At 68.1% G+C, this 22,424-nt stretch carries 25 protein-coding genes and 1 tRNA gene; 6 read left to right on the top strand and 20 right to left on the bottom strand.

Features of this window, described 5'->3' with window-relative positions; all coding sequences use genetic code 11:
- The first annotated feature begins 7 nt into the window (after positions 1–7).
- The 4 genes from AC06FD_RS06910 (at position 8) to AC06FD_RS06895 (ending at position 3,023) form a co-directional block, all read left to right on the top strand.
- A complete protein-coding gene (locus tag AC06FD_RS06910) occupies positions 8–1,144 on the top strand; it encodes a PepSY-associated TM helix domain-containing protein (RefSeq protein ID WP_478077409.1) in 1,137 nt (378 codons plus the stop codon).
- Positions 1,141–1,323, top strand: coding sequence for a hypothetical protein (locus tag AC06FD_RS06905; RefSeq protein ID WP_478077408.1), 183 nt, complete (start codon positions 1,141–1,143; stop codon positions 1,321–1,323). Before AC06FD_RS06910 ends, AC06FD_RS06905 begins: the two co-directional genes overlap by 4 nt.
- A 30-nt stretch (positions 1,324–1,353) precedes the next feature.
- Positions 1,354–2,151: a hypothetical protein gene (locus AC06FD_RS06900; RefSeq protein ID WP_478077407.1), complete on the top strand. Its 798-nt coding sequence runs from the start codon at positions 1,354–1,356 to the stop codon at positions 2,149–2,151.
- Between the two features lie 74 nt (positions 2,152–2,225).
- Complete coding sequence (locus tag AC06FD_RS06895) at positions 2,226–3,023, top strand: hypothetical protein (RefSeq protein WP_478077406.1); 798 nt, start codon at positions 2,226–2,228, stop codon at positions 3,021–3,023.
- A gap of 90 nt (positions 3,024–3,113) precedes the next feature.
- Here the strand turns inward: AC06FD_RS06895 and AC06FD_RS06890 are convergent, their stop codons facing one another.
- From AC06FD_RS06890 to AC06FD_RS06800, 19 genes are all read right to left on the bottom strand, one after another.
- Positions 3,114–3,992 (bottom strand): SDR family NAD(P)-dependent oxidoreductase, encoded by an 879-nt coding sequence (locus AC06FD_RS06890; RefSeq protein WP_478077405.1) that lies wholly within the window; start codon positions 3,990–3,992, stop codon positions 3,114–3,116.
- Between the two features lie 89 nt (positions 3,993–4,081).
- Complete coding sequence (locus AC06FD_RS06885) at positions 4,082–5,581, bottom strand: serine hydrolase domain-containing protein (RefSeq protein ID WP_478077404.1); 1,500 nt, start codon at positions 5,579–5,581, stop codon at positions 4,082–4,084.
- A complete protein-coding gene (locus AC06FD_RS06880; protein WP_259203585.1) occupies positions 5,544–5,927 on the bottom strand; it encodes a YbjQ family protein in 384 nt (127 codons plus the stop codon). The genes AC06FD_RS06885 and AC06FD_RS06880 overlap by 38 nt, the downstream gene beginning before the upstream one ends.
- A 461-nt stretch (positions 5,928–6,388) precedes the next feature.
- Complete coding sequence (locus tag AC06FD_RS06875) at positions 6,389–6,685, bottom strand: hypothetical protein (protein ID WP_478077403.1); 297 nt, start codon at positions 6,683–6,685, stop codon at positions 6,389–6,391.
- A gap of 123 nt (positions 6,686–6,808) precedes the next feature.
- Positions 6,809–7,288, bottom strand: a complete 480-nt coding sequence (locus AC06FD_RS06870; RefSeq protein ID WP_478077402.1) for a hypothetical protein — start codon at positions 7,286–7,288, stop codon at positions 6,809–6,811.
- A 198-nt stretch (positions 7,289–7,486) separates the two neighbouring features.
- Positions 7,487–7,561: transfer RNA gene (locus tag AC06FD_RS06865), tRNA-Val, on the bottom strand.
- 65 nt (positions 7,562–7,626) lie between these two features.
- A complete protein-coding gene (locus AC06FD_RS06860) occupies positions 7,627–7,980 on the bottom strand; it encodes a PilZ domain-containing protein (RefSeq protein WP_259203574.1) in 354 nt (117 codons plus the stop codon).
- Positions 7,977–8,936 (bottom strand): DNA polymerase III subunit delta', encoded by a 960-nt coding sequence (locus tag AC06FD_RS06855; protein WP_478077401.1) that lies wholly within the window; start codon positions 8,934–8,936, stop codon positions 7,977–7,979. The genes AC06FD_RS06860 and AC06FD_RS06855 overlap by 4 nt, the downstream gene beginning before the upstream one ends.
- A 1-nt stretch (position 8,937) precedes the next feature.
- Entirely contained in the window at positions 8,938–9,597 is a 660-nt protein-coding gene (gene tmk, locus AC06FD_RS06850) for a dTMP kinase (protein ID WP_478077400.1), read from the bottom strand.
- Positions 9,594–10,652 carry an endolytic transglycosylase MltG gene (gene mltG, locus AC06FD_RS06845; RefSeq protein WP_259203570.1) on the bottom strand — a complete coding sequence of 353 codons (1,059 nt, stop codon included), beginning with the start codon at positions 10,650–10,652 and terminating at the stop codon, positions 9,594–9,596. The genes tmk and mltG overlap by 4 nt, the downstream gene beginning before the upstream one ends.
- A gap of 66 nt (positions 10,653–10,718) precedes the next feature.
- Positions 10,719–12,074: an aminodeoxychorismate synthase component I gene (locus AC06FD_RS06840; RefSeq protein ID WP_259203568.1), complete on the bottom strand. Its 1,356-nt coding sequence runs from the start codon at positions 12,072–12,074 to the stop codon at positions 10,719–10,721.
- Positions 12,075–12,159: 85 nt separating this feature from the next.
- The gene (fabF, locus tag AC06FD_RS06835) at positions 12,160–13,422 is read right to left on the bottom strand and encodes a beta-ketoacyl-ACP synthase II (RefSeq protein ID WP_259203566.1); all 1,263 of its coding nucleotides are present in this window, start codon (positions 13,420–13,422) and stop codon (positions 12,160–12,162) included.
- A gap of 136 nt (positions 13,423–13,558) precedes the next feature.
- Positions 13,559–13,798, bottom strand: coding sequence for an acyl carrier protein (gene acpP / locus AC06FD_RS06830; RefSeq protein ID WP_017357544.1), 240 nt, complete (start codon positions 13,796–13,798; stop codon positions 13,559–13,561).
- A gap of 153 nt (positions 13,799–13,951) precedes the next feature.
- Positions 13,952–14,695: a 3-oxoacyl-ACP reductase FabG gene (fabG, locus tag AC06FD_RS06825; RefSeq protein WP_259203563.1), complete on the bottom strand. Its 744-nt coding sequence runs from the start codon at positions 14,693–14,695 to the stop codon at positions 13,952–13,954.
- A gap of 70 nt (positions 14,696–14,765) precedes the next feature.
- On the bottom strand, positions 14,766–15,710 hold the full coding sequence (fabD, locus tag AC06FD_RS06820; protein ID WP_478077399.1) for an ACP S-malonyltransferase: 945 nt from the start codon (positions 15,708–15,710) through the stop codon (positions 14,766–14,768).
- A 432-nt stretch (positions 15,711–16,142) separates the two neighbouring features.
- The gene (locus AC06FD_RS06815) at positions 16,143–16,925 is read right to left on the bottom strand and encodes a BUD32 family EKC/KEOPS complex subunit (RefSeq protein ID WP_478077398.1); all 783 of its coding nucleotides are present in this window, start codon (positions 16,923–16,925) and stop codon (positions 16,143–16,145) included.
- 74 nt (positions 16,926–16,999) lie between these two features.
- Entirely contained in the window at positions 17,000–17,977 is a 978-nt protein-coding gene (locus tag AC06FD_RS06810) for a beta-ketoacyl-ACP synthase III (protein WP_259210044.1), read from the bottom strand.
- A gap of 88 nt (positions 17,978–18,065) precedes the next feature.
- The gene (gene rpmF, locus AC06FD_RS06805) at positions 18,066–18,263 is read right to left on the bottom strand and encodes a 50S ribosomal protein L32 (RefSeq protein WP_038690090.1); all 198 of its coding nucleotides are present in this window, start codon (positions 18,261–18,263) and stop codon (positions 18,066–18,068) included.
- Positions 18,264–18,371: 108 nt separating this feature from the next.
- Complete coding sequence (locus tag AC06FD_RS06800; protein WP_259210041.1) at positions 18,372–18,881, bottom strand: YceD family protein; 510 nt, start codon at positions 18,879–18,881, stop codon at positions 18,372–18,374.
- Positions 18,882–18,993: 112 nt separating this feature from the next.
- Here AC06FD_RS06800 and AC06FD_RS06795 point away from each other — a divergent pair, with 112 nt between their 5' ends.
- A complete protein-coding gene (locus tag AC06FD_RS06795) occupies positions 18,994–19,566 on the top strand; it encodes a Maf family protein (RefSeq protein WP_478077397.1) in 573 nt (190 codons plus the stop codon).
- A gap of 16 nt (positions 19,567–19,582) precedes the next feature.
- On the opposite strand, the gene AC06FD_RS06790 is transcribed toward AC06FD_RS06795, so the two are convergent.
- Positions 19,583–21,430 carry a glycosyltransferase family 39 protein gene (locus tag AC06FD_RS06790; protein WP_259210039.1) on the bottom strand — a complete coding sequence of 616 codons (1,848 nt, stop codon included), beginning with the start codon at positions 21,428–21,430 and terminating at the stop codon, positions 19,583–19,585.
- Between the two features lie 67 nt (positions 21,431–21,497).
- Here AC06FD_RS06790 and AC06FD_RS06785 point away from each other — a divergent pair, with 67 nt between their 5' ends.
- The gene (locus AC06FD_RS06785; protein WP_259210038.1) at positions 21,498–22,424 is read left to right on the top strand and encodes an AAA family ATPase; all 927 of its coding nucleotides are present in this window, start codon (positions 21,498–21,500) and stop codon (positions 22,422–22,424) included.

The raw sequence follows: 22,424 nt of genomic DNA, 5'->3' as shown, positions 1-22,424 counted from the left end.
CAGCCCCATGCAACGTGCCACCCTCAAAACCTGGTTCCTCGTCCACAAGTGGACCAGCCTGGTCTGCACCCTGTTCCTGCTGCTGTTGTGCCTGACCGGGCTGCCGCTGGTGTTCGGCGAAGAGATCGCCCACCTGGCCGAACCGCACGTGGATGCAGCGGCCAGCGATGCACCACCGCGCGACCTCGACGCGCAGGTCCGCACCGCCGTGGCGCAGTACCCCGGCAACGTGCCGCTGTTCGTCGGCTGGGACCCGGATGCGCCCACCGTATACGTCAATACCGGCGCACGCGCCGACACCCCGCCGCCGCAGATGCAGACCGCGCTGCTGCATGCGATCACCGGTGAGGTCGTGCCGGCCGCGCAGTTCAACGAAGGGGTGATGTACTTCCTGTACCGCCTGCACACCGACCTGTTCCTGGGGCTGCCCGGCATGCTGTTCATGGGCGCGATGGGGGTGCTGTTCGCCGTGGCGATCATCTCCGGGCTGGTGCTGTACGGCCCCTTCATGCGCAAGCAGCCGTTCGGGACGCTGCGCACCGGGCGCAGCCGCCGGCTGGCATGGCTGGACCTGCACAACGTGCTCGGCGTGGTCACCCTCGGCTGGGCGCTGGTGGTGGGCATCACCGGGGCGATCAACACCGTCGCCAAGCCGCTCGAACAGGCCTGGCAAGGCGAGCAGCTGGGCGAATTCGCCGCACGCTACGCCGGCCAGCCACGCCCCACCACGCTGGCCTCGCTGCAGGCCGCGGTGGACACCGCGCGCGCTGCGGAACCGGGCATGCGCCAGGCGTTCGTCAGCTTCCCCGGCACCGGCTACAGCGGCGACCATCACTATGGCGTGTTCATGCAGGGCAACAGCGCACTCACCGAACGCCTCTACCGCCCGGTGCTGATCGACGCGCAGACCGGCGCGCTCACCGCGCAGCCGCAACTGCCGCTTTACATGAGCGTGCTGCTGCTCAGCCAGCCGCTGCACTTCGGTGACTACGGCAAGCTGCCGCTGAAGGTGCTGTGGGCACTGCTCGATCTGCTCACGATTGGCGTGCTCATCAGCGGCCTGTACCTGTGGTTCAAGCGCGGCAACACCGACGCGCGCGTGAGTGAGATCGAACGCGCCGCACGTACCGGAGTGGCCGAATGAGCCGGCCCTCGTCTGCCCCGCGCAGCCCGTTCGTCGCCCCGGCCTGGATCGCCGCAGCCAGCCTGCTGGGGCTGGTCAGCGCGTTGCTCGGCGATGGCCTCTTCGATGCGGTGTCGTGGCTGATCTTCGCCGGTCTGGTAGCGCTGGCGGTGCGCGCCTGGGTCAAACGCACCCGTTAAACTGTCCGGCCTGCATACCGAACGGCCGCCATGACCCTCACCCACCGCAGCGTGCTCAACCTCTTGGCCGGCGGCGAACGGGTAGAGGCGATCGAATCTGACGTGAAGCGCTGCGCGTTGTGGGCGCGTCTTTCCCCCGACAAGGCTGCGCGTGATCCGGCCGAGATCGGCGCGGAGGTCATTGCCACCGTGATGCTGCGCTGGCAGTGCATCCTGGACAGCGACGACAGCATCGCCACCCCGCAGTACCGCCACACCACCGCACTGGCGCTGGCCACCGCACTGCACCAGCAGGGGTTCGCATCCGCCGCGCTGACCGCCCAGGCCATCGCGGCGATCAGCGCCTTGAGCGAGGCGGGGGCCTTGAGCGATCACTTCCGCCGCAAGAGCGCGCAGATCGCCAGCCTGTTGGAAAGCGAACCGGTGATGCCAGCGCGCCGCCCGGGCATGCAGAAGTCCTTCACCCAGTGGCGCGCCGGTGACATCGCCTCGGTGCAGGTGGACGGCCAGTACCATGCGTTCTACGTGCTGAGCGCCAACCAGGGCGCACCGGTGGTGGAGTTCTATGACTACCTCGGCCCTGTCGCGCCCACCCTGGACGTGCTGGCCACGCTACCGGCGCGCGGCACCTCGCCGGATCCGAAGGACAACTACCTGCATCGTCTGGCCCTGTACGGCCTGGTCCACCAACCGGATCCGGCGAACCAGTTCGTTCTGCTCGCCAGCGGCGCCGAAGGGCCGGACAACCGTCACCTGCTTCGCCGCGACGGGCTGTACACCGTCAGCGACGTGTTCCGCACCCTCCATTGGCTACGTGCGTACCGCTGAACCGCTGAACCGCACAGCGTCGCCGTCCAGCGCGCGGGCTATGCTGTCCGGCCTTCCACGGACCGGAGCCGTTCATGTCGATCACCCATCGCAGCATTCTCCAGCAGCTCGCCGGCGGCGATCTTGTGGATGCCATCGAACGCGACGTGAAGCATTGCGTGCGGCGCGCGCGCTCCGGTCCCGATCCTGCCGCAGACAGCCAGGCGACCATCGGTGAGGGCGTCGTCGACACGCTGTTGATGCGCTGGCACCACATCCTGGACAGCGATGACACGGTCGCCACGCCGCTGTACCGCCACACCACTGCGCTGGCCCTGGCCACCGCCCTGCATCAACAGGGCATCCAGTCCCCTGCGTTGACGGCCAAGGCGCTTGCCGCGATCAAGGCCATGAACAAGGCCGTGGCACTGAGTGACCACTTCTACCGCAAAAGCCCGGACATCGTCCGCCTGCTCAAAAGCGCACCGGTGATGCCGGTGCGACGCCCGGGCCTGCAGAAATCACTCACGCTCTGGCGCGCCGGTGACGTTGCGTCCATGCAGGTGGATGACCACTACCACGCGCTCTACGTGCTGGAGATCAGCGACGGTGCGCCGGTCGTGGCGTTCTACGACTACCTGGACCGCACTCCGCCCACCCTGGAACGGCTGGCCAACGTGCCGGAGCGCGGCACCTCGCGCACTCCGGAAAACAGCTACCTGGACCGGCGCGCACTCTACGGGCTGGTCCACCAGCCGGACCCCGCCAACCAGTTCGTGCTGCTTGCCAGCGGTGCCGACGCCCCGGACAACAGCCGCCTGATGCGCGGTGACGCGCTGGAGACCATCACCGATGTGTTCCGCACCATCCAGCACCTGCGCGCCTATCTGTAAGCGCGTCGCGCCGCACATCCACCGCTGGAGCGCGAAGCGCGCGCCGTCACCCTCGGTGGACCGGTAAAGAATCCCGTCACAGCGCGACCGTCAGCGCGATTCCACCACCGTCGGTGCAATGGACGGCCACTGCCCGGCGATGTCTTCGATGCTGCCGGCACGCACCGCGCGCAGATCGCGCGGGTAGGCCACACCCTCGGCCTCGGTGCTGCGCGTGGCATGGAACTGGCCGTTGCTGGCCCGCAGGATCCAGCCGCCGTCCACGCACGCCGGGGACACCAGGAACGCGACGCCCGGCGCCACCGCGTCCGGGTGCAGCTCATCCGGCTCGCCTTCCACGCCCCACATGCGGGTCTTGGCCACCGGCGACACCGCATTGACCACGATCCCGTGTGGCGCCCCCTCGGCGGCAAGCACGTTGACGATGCCCACCGCCGCCAGCTTGGCGGCGGCATACGCGGCCAGCCCCTTCTGCACGTACTGCGGGTACAGCGCGCGATCGGAGGTGGTCAGCACGATGCGTCCGTAGCGCGCATCCTGCATCGACGTCCACGCAGCCTGCGCCAGCCACAGCGGCGCCTTCGCGGCAATCGCCATCATCGCGTCGAAGCGGTCTTCTTCCAGCGCATCGATCGGTTGGTACTCGACCCAACCGGCGTTGTGGATGATGAAGTCCAGGCGACCGAAGCGCTGCAGGACATCAGCGACCAGTGACCGGCAATGGGTGCGCGTGTCGATCAGCCCGTGCGCCGGATGCACCGCCAGGCCCTGCGCAGCCAGGTCGGCAACAACGCCCGCGATCCGCCGTGGATCGCCGCCACGGCCATCCACGCCCGCACCGACGTCGTGCATCACCACCTGCGCGCCACGTCGTGCCAGCAAGCGACTGTAAGCCAGGCCCAGGCCACCGGCAGCGCCGGTGACCAGACCGACCTGGCCGGTGAAAGAGAGGGGGTCGTGTCGATCCATGCAGGCAGCATGCAGCGCAGGCTGCGCGCCGGGCCAATACCGATGGTGTGCTGCTGCGATACGTTGCGGGTATCGCGCGCCGTCCGCCGCTACAGCGGCAACCGGTTGGCCACGAAATTGACCACGTTCCCCATCGCATCCGGGTCCACGTTGCTCAGGCCCACCAGCACATAGCCCTGTTCCGGCATCACGTAGAACACCGCGTTGGCACCGGGAGCGCCGCCCTCATGCCCATACAACCGGGCATCGCCCTGTCCGCGCACCATGAAGCCATGGCCGTACCAGGCGTTGTGGTTCTGTGGCGAAGTGGCCATGGCCAGCGATGCCGGCGAGAGCAGCTTGCCCGTACGCAGCGCTTCGCCGAACTTCAGCAGGTCGTCGACCGTGCTATAGCCGCCACCGGCCGACGTGCCCCGCCAGGGCAGCGATGCCTTCTCAAGCGTCCAGCGGCCATCGACGCGGGTGTAAGGCCTGGCCCGGTCGGCAACGGGCGTGGATTCCGGCGCCGAGCCGGTCGAGCGCATGCCGGCCACGCGGTAGATATGTTCATCGACATAGTCGTAGTACGACTGGCCCGAGATCGCCTCGATGACGCTGCCCAGCAGCACGAACGCGTAGTTGGAATACTGGTCGCGCTCGCCCGGCGCGAAGGCCAGGGGTTCTGCGCCGAATACCGCCCAGTAGTCCTGGAGCGTGCGCAGGCTGTCGACGTGTTCGGTCGCCTTGTCACCAAAAATGTCGCCAAGGCCGCTGGTGTGGGTCAGCATCTGCCGGAGCGTCACCGACGCGGCCACGGTCGGGTTCGGGTACGCCGGCAGATGCTTGGCGAGCGTATCGTCCAGGGACAATCTGCCGGCGTCCTGCAGCTGCAGAATGGCCACGGCAGTGAACATCTTGTTCAACGACGCCAGCCGGAACCGTGTGTTCCGGCCCACCGCCACGCGGTGCTCGCGATCGGCAAACCCGCCGTGCCATGCCATGCGGATCTCCCCGCCTTCGGCCACCAGAAATGCGCCGCCCAGATCGTTGGAGCCCTGCAATGCCTGCAGGCGCGTGCGAGCTTCAGCGAGCACATCGGTCAAGGCCATGCGTGCAGGCTGGTACTTCGCGGGCGTTTCAGCGCCCTCGAACACGAACTCGGCCGCGCCCGTGTCCGGATTCAGGGTCGTGGTCACCCGCATCGCGCGATCATTGGCGGCGGGCAGCACCAGCACCTGCGCCTTGGCAGCGGTGGTCGCGACGACCTCCAGCACCGCCAGGCGGCCCGTCTCCTCGCGGAACTCAAGATCGCCCTGCGTGTCCGGGCGCATTCCGTACTGCGCGCGGAACGCCGTCAGCGCGTCACGGTCAGCGTCATTGAACGCAGCCAGCCACGCCTTCAGGGCCTGTTCGGCGGCATCCGGCGCCAGTGGCGTTGCGGCGTGCGCATTGACCGGGAAGCACATCAATGCGAGTACAAAAAATGTCAGACGACGCATGCAATCCACCGTAGCCAGTGTGAAAGGGGGCGTGGCCGCATGGCCGACCACGGTCCGGTCGAGCCGCAGCGTCCTAGAGGCGCGCCGGCTCCACCACCACGGCCGTGCCATAGCACAGCACCTCGGTCAGCCCGGTCATGACATCGGTGGCGTCGTAGCGCATGCCGATGATCGCGTTGGCGCCGAGCAGCCGCGCATGCTTGGCCATGTCGCGGTAGGTCTCTTCGCGGGCCTGCTCGCACAGCTCGGTGTAGATGGTGATGTTGCCGCCGAAGAGGGTCTGCAGGCCGCCCAGCAGGTTGCCGACGATCGAACGCGAGCGCACGGTGATGCCACGCACCACGCCCAGGCTGCGCACCACCCGGTAGCCGGGCAGTTCGAAAGCGGTGGTAACCATCGCATCGTCGAGGCGGATGGCGGTGCTGGCACGGGGACTGCTGTTGTAGGGGTCTGCCATGGGTGGCCTCGCGGTCAGTGGAGGGAAGACGCAGCGCGCGGCGCGCCGCGCCGCGCCAGAGTCGCCAGGTGATGGCCAACACGCACGCCCACAGCGCGGCGCAGCCGAGAATGACGACCAGCCGGAACCCCAGCTCCCCACTCTCCAGGCTCGGCCAGAACCGCCAGGTATCCACGCAGGCGACATACACCCCGGTGAGCAGCACCGGCAGGCCGACGAGGATGCCCATCACCCTCGCCCAGCCGTGCCGCCGGAAGACCAGCAGCAGCGCCATCACCGCCGCGGCCACCACCAGCAGCGGCAAGCCGACGAACACGGTCAGCATGCCGGGGAAATCGCGGGCCATCGCCGGCAGGGGGGCCAGCAGCAGGAGTGGCAGCAGCCAGCACCTTCGCTTGAAACGCGTCTCCATGCCCGTCCCCGTCGCCTCCCTGTCGTGCGCCGAGCATAGCCGGTCGACGTCATTCCCGCGCAAGCCGCACCACCTGGTAGACGGCCACGTTGTGCTCGGCCAGCGCGCGCACGACCTCGGGGATCAACTGCATCGGCAGGTCCACCTCATAGCCATGCGCGCTGCAGCGCAACTCTGCCGGTTCAAACTCGAACGCGGGATGATCCTCGCTGCGCTGCACCAGGAAGGCGACGAGCGCGTCACGTGCCACATGCTGCCACTCGCCCACTTCGAAGTAGACCGGGTACAGCGCATCGCTGTAATCGGCGGGCGTGCCCAGGGTGGGATCGGTTGCGTCGGGGTCCATGCGGTGCTCCTGGGGCGGTGTCAGGAAGGCGGCGGAGAGGGCCGCATGCACACGATAGCCCGGCCCTGAGCCCGGGCATCCACAAAATCGGCAATGCGCGCCCTGTACGGCCGGCACCCGCTGCTATGCGTGCGCGGCCGCCTTGCGCATGTGCTCGGCCAGCTCGCGCTCGATGGCGGCGCGGCTGATCGTGGACGGCAGGAACAAGGGAATCACTTCGCCTGCGAGGGTGGTGATCTCCAACGCCGCATCGCCCTCGACCGTCGTGAAGCGATGGCTGCCGATGGCCCCCCAGGGAATCAGCAACATGTCCTCAGCCTTGAACACGATGATGCCGTGGGGTGCATAGTCGATTCGGCGTGGGCTCAGCCAGGTCACCAGTCGCACGAACAGGGCCAGCACGGCGGAGAATACCGGCACGATCCACGACACCGTCGTCAGGTTCTCCCACCACCCGGCCGCATCCTTGCCCCAGCTGGCCATGATGAACACCACAGCGAACGCGCCGAACAACCCGAGGAACGTCGTGCGTACCGGTTTGCCCAGCGGATCGAATCGCGCCTGGTGCCGGAGCGAGACGCCCCAGGGTTCACGCCATTTCATGCGATGCCCAACATCCTGTCAGCCAAGGGCGCGAGCGGCCCGTCCGCATCGATGTTAATGCGGGCAGGAAGGCGGCAACAAGCCGGCGTGGCCGCGGGCGCGCGAGCCGTACGCACCGGGCAGCCCACCCGAACCCGCTCGGGGAACGGCAGGCAACAAAAAAGCCGACCCAAGGGCCGGCTTCTTCATGTTGCAGTGTGGTGGGCGGTGCAGGGTTCGAACCTGCGACCCTTGCCGTGTGAAGGCAATGCTCTACCGCTGAGCTAACCGCCCGATGCTGCTGAGCCGCTCATTATAGGGCGGCAAATTTCGACGTCAACGGTTTTCCGTAAATTTCTTCACATCGTATGCGTGGGCTTGTCCGCGCTCAGGATGCCGGCCAGCAGCGTCTCGATCTTGTTGCGCACGTTCTCGCCTTCCGCGCCTTCCGCCAGCTGTACGCCGATGCCTGCCGCACGGTTGCCCTGCGCCCCGGCCGGGGTCACCCAGATCACCTTGCCGGCCACCGGCAGGCGCTCGCTGGAGTCCGGCAGGGTAAGCAGCAGGAACACCTCGTCGCCCAGGAAGTAACGCTTGGGCGTGGGTACGAAGACCCCGCCGTTCTTCACGAACGGCATGTACGCGCTGTACAGCGCGGCCTTGTCCTTGACCGCCAGCGACAGGATGCCCTGGCGGGCGTTGGTGGCACTCATGCTCTATTCCCCTTTGCTTGCCGCTCGTTGACCTTGTTCCAGGCCAACAACAATTCCACCACCGCAAGGTCGGCGCGCACGGTGGTGCGCAGCAGATCGCGGGTACGGTTGGCGGCGTCGAACCACGCCGCCAGCTTGTTCAATCGATCCGGATCGGTCAAGCCACCGCCGGTGGCCTGGGCCAGCGCCAGGTCGGCGGCATGGCGCAGGCGCAGCGCGGTGTTGTCATCGCCGGCCCAGCGCTGGGCCAGCTCCACCGCACCGGCGCGCCCGGCGACCAGCGCCTCCAGGTCGGTGGCCACCTGCCTGCGCAGGGTCAGGCCATCCTCGCGCAGCCACTCGTCGGCCAGCCCCGGGTGGCCGCGGGCGGCGTCCAGCGCCTCGCGCGCAGCGGCTTCGGCGTGGCCCTGGGCCTGCAGCCAGGCCAGCGCTTCCTCGCGCGGCGGCAGCTTGAATTCCAGGCGCTGGCAGCGGCTGCGCACGGTCGCCGGCAGGCGCGCCGGGTCGCTGCTGATCAGCCACAGGTAACGCCCCGGCTGCGGCTCTTCCAGGGTCTTGAGCAGCGCGTTGCAGGCGGCGCGGTTGATCGCGTCGGCCGGGTCGACGATCACCACCTGGGCGATGCCGTATTGCGGGGTCAGCGAGAGCTTCTGCGAGATCTCGCGGACCTGCTCGATCACGATCTCGGTGCGCAGCTTGTCGCCGGACTTGTTGGGGATGAACGAGATCAGCTGCAGGTCCGGATGGGTCCCGGCCGCGATCAGCTGCGCACTGCGCTGCGCCGCGGCCGGCTCGCCCCGGCACAGGATGTGCTGGGCCATGCGCAGCGCCACCGCGCGCTTGCCCAGCCCGGCCGGGCCGCAGATCAGCAGGCCGTGGCCCAGCCGTCCGGCATCCAGGGCCGCCACGGTCTGGTCGTAGGCGCGCTGCTGCCAGGGGGAAAAGGTCTCGCTCATCTCAGCTCTCCTGTGCCAGCCAGGCGTCCACCGCCGCCACCACCGCCGCAGCGACGCCCGCCTGGTCCTGGCTGGCGTCGATGAGACGGAAGCGACCGGGGTCTTCGCCAACGCGCTGGCGGAACACCGCGCGTACCCGCTGGAAGAAATCGTCCTGCTCGCTCTCGATGCGGTCCGGCCACATATCGCGGCCGTTGGCGCGGGCCCGGCCCACGGCCACGTCCACGTCCAGCAGCAGGGTCAGGCCCGGCAGCAGGCCCACGGCGCGGCGCTCCAGGTCGGCGATCCACGCCGGGTCTAGGCCGCGTCCACCGCCCTGGTAGGCATAGCTGGAATCGGTGAAGCGGTCGCTGATGACGTACGCCCCGCGGCGCAGCGCCGGCTGGATGACCTGGCGCACGTGCTGGGCGCGCGCGGCAAACACCAGCAGCAGCTCGGCCTCCGCCGACAGCGGCTCGGCGGCAATCTCCGCGTCGGGCTTGAGCACCAGCGCGCGGATGCGCTCGGCCAGCGGCGTGCCGCCCGGCTCGCGGGTCAACACCACGTCATTGCCGCGCGCACGCAGCGCATCGCGCAGCGCGTTGATTGCCGTGGTCTTGCCCGCGCCCTCGCCGCCTTCCAGGCTGACAAAACGCGGGTGGCGCAGCAGCGATGCGGTCATTGCGGTGCCGCCTGGCTGCGCTGCTGGCGCAGCTGCTGCAGGTAGCGCGCCACCGCGGCGTTGTGCTCGGTGTAATTGGCCGAGAACACGTGCGCGCCACTGCCATCGCCCACCGCCACGAAATACAGCGCATCGCCGCCGGCCGGCTGCGCGGCGGCGTGCAGCGCGTCGCGGCCGGGCATGGCGATCGGGGTCGGGGTCAGGCCGGCGCGGGTGTAGGTGTTGTAGGGCGTATCGGTGGTGAGGTCGCGCTTGCGGATGTTGCCGTCGTAGCTGCTGCCGATGCCGTAGATCACGGTCGGGTCGGTCTGCAGGCGCATGCCGATGTTCAACCGGCGTACGAACACGCCGGCGATCTGCGGGCGCTCGCTGGGCAACGCGGTTTCCTTCTCGATGATCGAGGCCAACGTCAGCAGTTCATACGGCGAATTCAACGGCAGGTTGTCGGCGCGGCTGTCCCAGGCCGCGGCCAGTTCCTTTTCCATCGCCGCGTGCGCGCGCTTGAGCACGTCCACGTCGCTGTCGCCACGCTGGTAGACATAGGTCTCGGGCAGGAAGCGGCCTTCCGGATGCTCGCCGGGGAAGCCGATCGCCTTCATCAGCGCAGCGTCGTCCAGGGCGTCGGTGGTGTGCACCAGCGGCTCGGCACGCTTGAGCGCGGCGCGCAGCTGGCGGATGTTCCAGCCCTCCACGATGGTCACGCGGTGCTGCAGCACCCGGCCCTGGCGCATGCGCAGCAGCAGCTCGCGCGGGGTCAGGCGGGCATCCAGCGCGTACTCGCCCACCTTGAGCTTGCCGGCGGCATCCAGCTGGCGCGCCAGAAGCTGCCACTGGGTGTCGCTGCCCTCGTCCACGCCGGCGGCGCGCAGCTTGCCGAGCACCGTGTTCAGGCCATCGCCGGGGGCGATCACCATGCTGGGCTGGTCCGGGGTCAACGGCGCATCGGCGAACCCGCTCTGGCTGTGCCAGAACCACGCCCCTGCCGCAGCCAGCAGCAATGCCCCCAACAGCAGCACCGCCAGCACGGCCAGACATCCCCGTTTCGCACCCGCCATGGTCACCTCGAATGGTTTTCGCCGCCGCGCAGCATACCGCGCGGCCGCTGCACGCGGCCAAACGGTTCAGTCATGCCGGCCCAGCGCACGCATCAGGCCGCGTGCCTTGGCCCGGGTTTCGTCCAGTTCCTTGTCCGCGTCCGAATCCACCACGATCCCCGCCCCGGTACGGAAGGCCGCGCTGTCGGCGACCACCTCGGCGGTGCGGATGAGGATGTTCAGGTCCAGGTCGCCATCGCGGTTCAGCCAGCCGAACGCGCCGGTATAGGCACCGCGCGCGGTCTGCTCCAGCTCGGCGATGATCTGCATGCAGCGCACCTTGGGGCAACCGGTGATGGTACCCCCGGGGAAGGTCGCGGCGATCACCTGGCCGGGGCTGACGCCCGCGCGCAGGCGGCCGCGCACGTTGCTCACGATGTGGTGCACGTGGGCGTAGCTTTCCACTGTCATCAGCTCATCCACCTCCACGCTGCCCGGCGTGCAGATGCGGCCCAGGTCGTTGCGCTCCAGGTCGATCAGCATCACGTGTTCGGCGCGCTCCTTGGGATGGCCGACCAGCTCCTGGATGCGCGCGGCATCGTCGTCGCCGGCAAAGCGCGGGCGGGTGCCGGCGATCGGGCGGGTCTGCACGTCATCGCCATGCACCGAGACCAACCGCTCCGGCGAGGAGCTCACCACCGCCCTGCCCTGCGCCATGAACAGCCCGGCGAACGGCGCGGGGTTGGCCACCCGCAGCTGCGCGTACAGCGCCTGCGGCGCCAGCGTGGCAGCGAACTGCGCGTTCCAGCGCCGCGACAGGTTCACCTGGAACACATCGCCGGCGCGCAGGTAGTCGATCACCTTGCCGACGCCATCGGTGAAGCGCGTCGGCGCGTCTTCACCGACCGCCACCGGCGCCTGCCAGGCCGGCAGCGGCGGCAGCGCACTGGCCGCGTCCAGGTCGGCCAGCAGCACCGGCAGCAGCCCGGCGTGGTCGGTCTCGCACACGGCGTGGTACTGGCCGAGCACGCGGTCGTGCAGCACGGCCGCCGGGCAGCGCAGCGCCAGCGCGGACGGCAGGCCATCGGCACGCGGCGGCAGCTGCAGCACGGTCTCGATCTGTCCGGCCAGTTCGTAGTCCAGCATCAGCGCCCAGCCGCCACGGAACGGCAGCTGGGTCTCTTCGCGCGGCAGGCGCAGCGCGGCCCAGTGCGCGTCCAGCACGTCCAGGAAACGCCCGGCGTGCGCGTGGCCGTCGGCATCGCGGACCACGCCATCGGCGTGCAGCGCCAGCGCCTGGCCATTGCCCATCAGCAGCAGGTCCCAGCGGCCCTGGGCGGTGCCCGAGGCGGTGGACTCCATCAGCAGCGGATAACGCGCGGGATCCACCCGCTGCAGGGCGAGCAGGTCGGTGGTGGCGGGCAACGGATGGATCAGGAGCATGGCAGGACACCAGGGAGTGCGCGGGGGCCAGATACACCAAGGCCGCCATGATGGCGGCCCGGGCGCGGTTGCGGCAGCGGTGGAATCAGATGCGCTTGAACACCAGCGTGCCGTTGGTGCCGCCAAAGCCGAAGCCGTTGGACATCACCACGTCCACCTTGGCCTGGCGGGCTTCGTTGGGCACGTAGTCCAGGTCGCAGCCTTCGCCCGGCTGGTGCAGGTTGATGGTCGGCGGGATCACGTTGTCACGCAGCGCCAGCACCGAGAAGATGGCTTCCACGCCGCCGGCCGCGCCGAGCAGGTGGCCGGTCATCGACTTGGTCGAGCTGACCATCATCGTGTAGGCGTGTTCGCCGAAGGCGGTCTTCATCGCCATGGTCTCGCCGAGGTCGCCCAGCGGGGTCGAGGTGCCATGCGCGTTGAGGTAACCGACCTGGTCCGGCGTGACGCCGGCGTCCTTCAACGCCATGGTCATGCAGCGGGCAGCGCCTTCACCGTTCTCGCTGGGCGCGGTCATGTGGTACGCATCGGAACTGGCGCCGAAGCCGGCCAGCTCGCAGTAGATCTTCGCGCCACGCGCCTTGGCGTGCTCGTATTCCTCGAGGATCAGGATGCCGGCGCCGTCGCCCAGCACGAAGCCGTCGCGGTCCTTGTCCCACGGGCGCGAGGCTTCCGCCGGTGCGTCGTTGCGGGTGGACATGGCCTTCATGGCGCAGAAGCCGCCCAGTGCGGTCGGCGAGGAGCCGCGCTCGGCACCGCCCACCACCATCACGTCCGCATCGCCGTACTGGATCATGCGCATGGCGGTGCCGATGGAATGGTTGGAGGTGGCACAGGCGGACACCGCCGAGAACGACGGGCCCTTCAAGCCGGTGATGATGCTCAACTGGCCCGGGAGCATGTTGATGATGGTCTTGGGCACGTAGAAGGGCGAGATCTTCTTGCCCTCGTGGAACTCGATGGTCTGTTCCTCGATGCCCAGCAGGCCGCCGATGCCGGCGCCGACGATGGCACCCACGCGCTCGGCGTTGCCATCGGTGATCTCCAGGCCCGAATCATTCAAGGCCATGAAGGCGGCACCGAGGCCGTAATGGATGAACGGGTCCATCTTCTTGGCGTCCTTGCCCGTGACCCGGAATTTGCCGAACTGCTCGTTGTCGGCGGTGATGTCGAAGTCCTTGACCTCACCTGCGATCTTGGTGGTGAAACGGTCCAGGTAGGATTGCGAAACGTTGGTCAGCGGACCGATGCCGGAACGGCCTTCGGTGATGCCCTTCCAACTGGTGGCCATATCATTGCCCAACGGCGAGACCATGCCCATGCCGGTAACGACGACGCGACGCTTCATTGCAGATTCTCCTGACCCGGGTGTTGCGGGTATGACGCGGTGTAACGCTCAAATGCACGGGGCCGCAAGCGCGGCCCCATGGGTTTGCCGCACGCGGTGGCGGCGTAGGCCACAACCGCGCGCAAGCCGCCTGACATCAAGCCTTGACGTGGGCGTTGATGTAGTCGATCGCAGCCTGGACGGTGCTGATCTTCTCGGCTTCTTCGTCCGGGATTTCGCACTCGAACTCTTCTTCCAGCGCCATCACCAGTTCAACGGTGTCCAGCGAGTCAGCGCCCAGGTCATCGACGAACGATGCGCTGTTGGTGACTTCTTCTTCCTTGACGCCAAGCTGTTCGACGACGATTTTCTTGACGCGTTCTTCGATGGTGCTCATTGGATATCGCTCCAGATGGAGTAGTGGTTCAAAAATGACGTCATCCGAAGATGGATGACCGTGGGATAGTGTAGTGGAAACCGGCGACGCCTTGCATCGCTGCAAAACATCATTCAGATCAACCACTTGCGGCGCAATCCATGCGCCACATGCTTACGGCATGTACATGCCGCCGTTCACATGGAGGGTTTCGCCGGTGATGTAGCTGGCCGAGGGACCGGCCAGGAACGCCACCGCGTTGGCGATATCGCCCGGTTCGCCGAGACGCTCCAGGGCGATCGACTTGACCAGGCCGGTGCGCTGCTCTTCCGGCAACGCCTTGGTCATGTCGGTGTCGATGAAGCCCGGGGCGACCACGTTGACGGTGATGCCGCGCGAGCCGATTTCCTTGGCCAGCGACTTGGAGAAGGCAATGATGCCGGCCTTGGCGGCGGCATAGTTGGCCTGGCCGGCATTGCCGGTCACGCCGATCACCGAGGCGATGTTGATGATGCGACCCTTGCGGGCCTTCATCATGCCGCGGATGACGGCCTTGGAGGTGCGGAACACGCTGGTCAGGTTGGTGTCCAGGATGGCCTGCCAGTCCTCGTCCTTCATGCGCAGCAGCAGGTTGTCGCGGGTGATGCCGGCATTGTTGACCAGGATGGTGATGGCGCCGAATTCCTTGGCGATCCCGTCCAGCACGGCGTCCAGCGCAGCGGCATCGGTGACGTTCAACGCGCGGCCATGGCCACCGACGGCCGCCAGGCGCTCGCCGATGGCGGCGGCACCGGCGTCGGTGGTGGCGGTACCGATCACGGTCGCGCCCTGCGCGGCCAGTGCATCGGCGATGGCGGCGCCGATGCCACGGCTGGCGCCGGTCACCAGTGCGATTTCACCCTGAAGGGGCTTGCTCATCTGTGTTTCCTCGTACGGGACCGGCCCGCGCGCCAGGCCGGGGCCGGGCGACGCAGGACCAGTCGAAGGATCAGGCAGCCCAGGTCTCGCGGGCGGCTTCGAAATCGGCGGGCGTGGACAGTGTGCGCGCGTCCAGCGATTTGTCGATGCGCTTGATCAATCCGCTCAGTACCTTGCCCGGACCGCACTCGGCCACGCGGGTGACGCCGCGGGCGGCCAGCGCCTGCACGCAGCCGGTCCACTGGACGGGCAGGTAGAGCTGCTGGACCAGGGCCTGGCGGATGGCGTCGATGCCGTCGTGGACGCGGGCGTCCACGTTCTGCACGACCGGCAGGGCGGGGGCGCGCCAATCCAGGCCGGCCATGGTCTCGGCCAGGCGGTTGGCGGCTTCGCGCATCAGCGGGGTGTGCGAGGGCACGCTGACGGCCAGCTTGACCGCCTTGCGGACGCCCTTTTCGGCGAGCAGGGCCAGGGCGCGGTCGACGGCGGCGGCGTCGCCACCGATGACGATCTGGCCGGGTGAGTTGAAATTGGCGGGCACCACGACCTGGCTGCCCGCGGCCTGTTCGCAGACGTCCTGGACCAGGGCGTCTTCGGCGCCGAGCACGGCGGCCATGGCGCCCACGCCCGCGGGCGCGGCGTCCTGCATCAGCTGGCCACGCAGGCGCACCAGGTGGGCGCCATCGTGCAGGGTCAGCGCGCCGGCAGCGACCAGGGCGGTGTACTCGCCCAGGCTGTGCCCGGCCAGCACGGCCGGCTTGGCGCCGCCGACGGCGTTCCAGGCGCGCCACACGCCGATGCTGGCAGCGAGCAGGGCCGGCTGGGTGTATTCGGTGCGGTTGAGCATTTCCTCGGGGCCGCCCTGGGAGAGGGCCCACAGGTCGACGCCGGCGCCATCGGACGCCTCGGTGAAGGCCTCGCGGACCTGCGGGTGCAGCTCGGCCAGTTCGGCCAGCATGCCCAGCGACTGCGAGCCTTGGCCGGGGAACACGAATGCGAGATTGGAATCGGTCACGCGGTCATCCGCCTGCAAAAATCGAACGGCGAATGATAAGGCCGAACAGCGCCCTTCGTCTGTACTGGCGCGTATGTGAGGAGGGAGTTATGGCCGCGTTCTAGCGGGAGCAAAGGCCAGAAGCGCGACCGTACTGTCGGGGAGAGGGCTGGGGATGGTCGGCATGCGCGGAAAGGCCAAGGCGGGGCCGCGGCGTTCGTTTGGGTTTGGGGGGGGCGAGCATGGCTCGGCAGTGCCCTCTTCCCAAAACCCGCGGGCAGGGACGCCCTGGTGAGGCTCGATGACGCCGAGGCGGCGTGCCGTTGATCGCTCGTGCGCTCCGACGCACTGTCGGGGTCTCGGCACACGAGCAATGATGCATCGGCTTTAGCTACGGCTAAGGCTTCGGCTTCTTCGACTTCACCGCGATGGCCCTGAGAGAGCCAGCCCCGATCAGACCAGCAGCTGCAGGATGTCCAGGTCGCCGTCGGAGAAGAAGTCGAAACAGATCACCGCCAGCATCAGCATGCCCAGCGTCGTCGCCCCATGCACGATCAGGATCGCGTGCGCCAGCGCGCGCGCCGACCGTCCCATCTTCATGCTCGCCCGTGCCAGCCCCTGCAGTCGCCCGGACACCGCGTGGGCGTGGGCCAGCACCGGTGCCTCGACCCCGTCCATCGCGTCGGCCATCAGTGTCTGCAGCTGCTGCGGGCGGTCCTCGTAGTACTTCGCCACGCCGTAGCCGAACATCAGCCAGTCGCGCGCCTGCGCCTGCGCCAGGTCCATCACCTCCAGCGGGTCTTCTTCGAAGTCGATGAAGCCCACCCGCGTACCGTCCCAGGTCAGGTTGCGCGGCAACGGCTGCCCGAAATACGCCCCTTTCCGATGCGCCGTTGCGATCGCCTGCATCGCCGCGGCCACCAGGCGGTCGCGTCCGGCCTCATCGGCTTCGCGCAGGCAGGTATTGAACGAACTGCCGTTGTCTTCCAGCACCAGCGCGGCGTGGCCGCTGCCGATCACGTGGGGCACGTTCACGCCCTGTGCCGACAGCTCGGCAAGCCGGCGCGCCTCGGTCTTCCTGGCGGCATCACCGCCACGGTGCGGCGGCGGGCGCAGGGCGTCCAGCTGGAAACGATGGGCGACGAAATTGAGCAGGCCCAAGGCAACCGCGCGGCTTCCTTCGCCGTACTGCTTCAGCCAGGCGCGTTGCCCTTCAATGACGATGGGCTCAACCATGACGGATCTCCTGAAATGCAGACGGCCCCAAATGGGGCCGTAACGACAACGTCACGCTGTCGTAACCAGCACTATCAATAGCGCAGCAGCGCCGAACCCCAGGTGAAGCCACCGCCGAAGGCCTCCAGCAGCAGCAGCTGGCCACGCTCCACGCGGCCGGAGCGGATCGCCACGTCCAGCGCCATCGGCACCGAGGCCGAGGAGGTGTTGCCGTGCTTGTCCACCGTCACCACCACCTGCTCCATCGACATCTCCAGGCGCTTGGCCGTGGCTTCGATGATGCGCAGATTGGCCTGGTGCGGGATCAGCCAGTCCAGGTCGGCCTTGGTCAGCGCATTGGCTTCCAGGGTCTCGTCCACGACCGAGTCCAGCGCCTTCACGGCGTACTTGAACACGTCGTTGCCCTTCATCAGGATGGCGCCGCGGGCGTTTTCGCCCTCGCCGAACCCGGCAGACACGCCCACCGGGTTCCACAGCAGCTCTTTCTTGCTGCCATCCGAATGCAGGTGGGTGCTGAGGATGCCGGTGTCTTCGTCGGCCTTGAGCACGACGGCGCCGGCGCCATCGCCGAACAGCACGCACGTGGTGCGCTCGGTCCAGTCCACGATCCGGGTCAGGGTTTCCGCACCGATGACCAGCACATGGCGTGCATCACCGGAACGAATGAATTTGTCGGCCACGCTCAACGCGAACACGAAGCCCGAACAGGCCGCGTTGACGTCGAAGGCGGGGCAACCGGTCGCACCGAGCTTGGCCTGGATCAGGCACGCGGTGGACGGGAAGATCAGATCGGGGGTCGTCGTACCCACCACGATCATGTCCAGCTGGGATGCGTCGATACCGGCCGCTTCCAGCGCACGCACCGCGGCGTGGTAGCCGAGGTCGCTGGTGGTTTCGGTGTCGGCTGCAATGTGCCGCTCACGGATACCCGTGCGCGACTGGATCCACTCATCGGTGGTGTCGACCATTTTCTCCAGATCCTGGTTGGTCAACACTTTTTCGGGCAAATAGCTACCAGTGCCCGCGATCCTCGAGTAGATCCGCTTGCTCATTGCATATCCTGTAGCACGGCCATCAACACTGACAGCCGGGAAGAAAGGGGTAAAGGCCGCTGCCCGACCGGGCAGCGGCCTTCACGAATCAATCTTCTTCGACGGCCGAATTCGACTTGGTCGCAATCACCTTCTTGCCACGGTAGAAACCGTCAGCGGTGATGTGGTGACGCAGATGCACTTCACCGGTGGTCGGATCGGTGGACAGCTGCTTGGCGCTCAGTGCGTCATGCGCACGGCGCATACCGCGGCGGGACGGGGTGACACGGGATTTCTGCACAGCCATGGGATTGCTCCAAACTCGGTTCGTTTTGCTTCGTCGTATCGTCGCGCAGGACGCCAGCGCCCAGCACAGTTTTCGCTTTCGCCGCAGCCGCCGACGACAATCCGGCTGCTATTGTTTTTTCAGTGCCGCCAACGCCGCGAACGGATTGGCCTTGCTGATTTCTTCTTCGGTCGGTGCCCAATCCTGGTCCACCGCCTCGCCATCGGGAGACAGCGGCACCACGGGCACGGCCAGGACCAGTTCGTCCTCGACCAGTTCCAGCGGTCGCAGCATGCCGTCTTCGGGCACCAGCCAGGGTTCGTACCCTTCCGGCAGCGAAGCTTCATCTTCTTCGCTGCGGATCAGGCCGAGCCGCTGCACCATCGAGACCGGCAGCAGGAAACGCTGCAGGCTGCGCTGACAGATCAGCGGCAGCTCGGTGTCGATGGACAGTTCGACATAGGATACCCGCAGGATGTCGTCGTGCGCGAATTCCAGTGCATAGCTGCACCGGCCTTCGGTATCGGCAACAAGCCCTTGCAGGCGGGTAAGTTCAGCCAGATCGACTTGACCATCGAAGCGCCTGCGCGCTGCGACCATCCGCCAAGCATCCAGCAATTCGGGCACGTTCGCGGACATAAGCCGCTGAATGTTAAGGACCGTCTGCCCGGCTGTCAAATCCCTCTTTTCCGGGGTTGCCCGCGATGGACCCCCGGGCCAGACTGCCAGCCCCGCCGACCGGTATTTTCGCATGCTTCCGCCCGTCCTTGCCTCCACCTCCCGCTACCGCCTGGAACTGCTGCAGCGGCTGGGTCTGACCCCGGAATGCGCACGCCCGGAGGTGGACGAGACCGCCCTGCCCGGCGAAGCTCCCCGCGCACTGGCGGTGCGGCTGGCCCGGGCCAAGGCTGCGGCGGTGGCCGCGCGCCAGCCCGGCCGCTGGGTGATCGGGTCGGACCAGGTGGCCGAGCTGAACGGGGCCCCGCTGGGCAAACCCGGTTCGGTCGAGGGCGCCCATGCGCAGTTGGCGGCGATGTCCGGTCAGCAGGTGGCGTTCCATACCGCGGTCTGCCTGCAGCGTGACGAGCGGGTGCTGGACGCCTGCGATCTCACCCGCGCGCAGTTCCGCGTGCTGGACGCGGCCAGCATCGAACGCTACGTGGCCACCGAGCAGCCGCTGGACTGCGCCGGCAGCTTCAAGTGCGAAGGCCTGGGCATCAGCCTGTTCGAGGCGATCGACAACCGCGACCCCACCGCCCTGATCGGCCTGCCGCTGATCGCGCTGTGCGGGCTGCTGCGCGAGGCCGGCTACATCCTGCCCTGAGCGCCCTTTCGGCCGCTCAGGGGCGGGCCGCCGGCACCACCAGGGGCTGTTCCTGCCAGGTCTCCACGCTGCCGTCGTTGCCATGCAGGCGCAGCCCCAGCCAATGCCGGCCCGGGGTCAGTGCGCGGGTATCGATGCGGGCATCGAAGCCCACGTTGGGGTGCTGCGGATCATTGGAAATGGTCCAGAAGCTGGTGATGTCATACGCACGTCCATACGCGGCTTCGGCCGCCGGGACGCCGTCCACCAGCACCTCCACCCGGGTCAGCCCGACCCCGTCCTTGAATGCCCAGCCGCGCACGTCGAGCAGCCCGTCGACGGCGGCATTGGGCTGCGGCGTATCGATCCAGGCCATCGCCGGGGTGACGCACGGGCCCGGGGCCCGGGCCGCCGGCAGCCTGAACAACAGGAATCGCTGGAAGCCATGGTCGTAGCTGACCACGCGCGGCGGCGGCAGCGGGCCCACCTGCGCACAGATGTCGTGGTAACGCGCGAGCAGGTCGCGGTAACGCTGGTCGCTGGGCGAGAGCACCAGCAGCATCGGCCCCGTGCGCGGCCCTTCGTGCAGCAGCCCCCACAGGCCCAGCTGCGCGCTGCGCCCATGCTTGTCGTTGAGCGGATGACGCAGCACCTCGATGGCCGGGTCGCGCAGCTGGAAGCCCAGCTCGGCGCCCACCTTGAAGTTGCCGGCCAGCACCCGCGTACCGGCCGGCATGTCGGCCAGTTCGTCGCGCACCACCGCCGCCAACGGTTCCCAGCCGGCGAAGTTGCGCGGGTAGTACTTGTAGCCGGCCAACTGCTCGCGCAGGCTCGGCGTGGACGCCATCAGGTAATAACCGAACGCCAGCGCCAACCCGGCGCCGGCCAGCCACCAGCCGGTGCGACGCAACCAGCGCGGCCAGCCGTTGAGCACCACCGGCACCGCCACCAGCAGCGCGAGGTAACCCGGCAGCGGCCAGTGGAAACTGATCCGCTCCACGTCGGTGAAAAAGCCCAGCGCGAAGATCGACAGCGTCGACACCGCACCCACCAGCCCGAAATAGCGCCACTGCGCGCGCGCGCCGCCACCGGAGCGGGTGCCGGCCAGCGCCACCTTCCACATCGCCATGCACAGGATCGGGGTGACCAGCATCGGCTGGATCACCAGGAACCACAGCCCACTCCACTGGAACGCCCACGGGTGGCGCTCGACCACCTGGAACTTCAGGCCGGCATCATGGTTGTCGGCATTCCAGGACAGCAGCGGCAACCAGGCCAGCACGCCCACCGCCAACGCCACCCAGACCCGCGGATCGCGCAGCATGCGCCGCCCCTGCGGCAACAGCAGCAGCGCGATGAACCCGACCACGATCACGCCGATGAAGCGGTAATGGCTGAGCGCGCCGATGGTCAGGCCCAGGCCCAGCTTGACCGCGGCGGCGGCATCGACGTTGCGCAGCAGGCGCGCGCCTGCATCCAGGCACAGCACCGCCGCCAGCGCCATCGGCACGTCCGGCACCGCCAACATGCCCAGCGTGCCCGACAAGGGCATCAGCAAGGTCAGGCTACCGGCCTGCCAGCCCGCCACCGCACCGAACCAGCGCGTGGCAATGCGCGACACCAGCCACGGCAGCGCCGCGCCGATGGCCAGGAACGGCAGGCGCTGGGCCAGGATGTGGGTGCCCCCCAGCTCCACGCCCAGCCGCGACAGCCACGCCGTCAGGCCAGGCAGGTCCGAATAGGCCGCCGCGAGGTGCTGGCCCTCCTGCCAGTAAAAGGCTTCGTCCACGAACAACGGCAGACGCGCTGCGATCACCAGCTTCACCGCGGTGATCAGCGTCCACAACAACAGGAAAATGGTGCGTGCGCGTTGTTCGCCCTGCATTGCTCTATAGAATCGAAGGAATCATCGACACGAGACGGACATGGAAAATTCGCCCCACGTGCCAGCCATGCTAACCGATGTACTGCGACAGGCCCTTCGCAGCGCCCAGGACCAGGTCAACGGGCTGGTGCTGGGCAAGGCACACGAAGTGCGCCTGGCGTTCGTCGCGCTGCTGTCCGGCGGCCACCTGCTGATCGAAGACCTGCCCGGGTTGGGCAAGACCACCCTGGCCCACGCGATGGCCTCCAGCCTGGGGCTGGGCTTCCAGCGCGTGCAGTTCACCTCCGACCTGCTGCCTGCCGACGTGCTCGGCGTCTCGGTTTATGACGCGACCAGCCGCCAGTTCCAGTTCCATACCGGACCGGTGTTCACCCACGTGCTGCTGGCCGACGAGATCAACCGCGCGCCGCCGCGCACGCAGAGCGCGCTGCTCGAGGCGATGGCCGAGCAGCAGGTCACGCTGGACGGAGTGACCCATCCGCTGCCGGACCCGTTCTTCGTGATCGCCACGCAGAACCCGGTCGACCTGTCGGGCACCTTCCCCCTGCCCGATTCGCAGCTGGACCGCTTCCTGCTGCGCCTGGCACTGGGCTATCCCAACCCCGAATCCGAGCGCGAACTGCTGCGCGGTACCGACCGCCGCCACCTGATCGCCAAGGCCACACCGCGGCTGGACGACGGCCAGGTGCGCGCGCTGCGCGAGGCCGCCAGCCAGGTGCATGCCAGCGATGCGCTGGTGCATTACGTGCAGGCCCTGCTCACCCGCAGCCGCCAGCACGCCGGCGTGCGCGTGGGGCTCTCGCCGCGTGCCGGACTGGCCCTGCTGCGTGCGGCCAAGGCGCATGCACTGCTGCTCGGTCGCGCGCACGTGGTGCCCGAAGACGTGCAGACCCTGTTCGTGGCCGTGGCCGGGCACCGCCTGGTCCCCGAGGCGGAAGCCAGCAACGGACCGGCGCTGGCGCGCGCCATCCTCCAGACCGTGCCGGTGGATTGA

Source organism: Stenotrophomonas sp. Steno-Z1 (assembly GCF_056393175.1).
The sequence above is the reverse complement of the archived record's forward strand: the minus strand, read 5'-3'. Positions and strand labels throughout refer to the sequence as shown.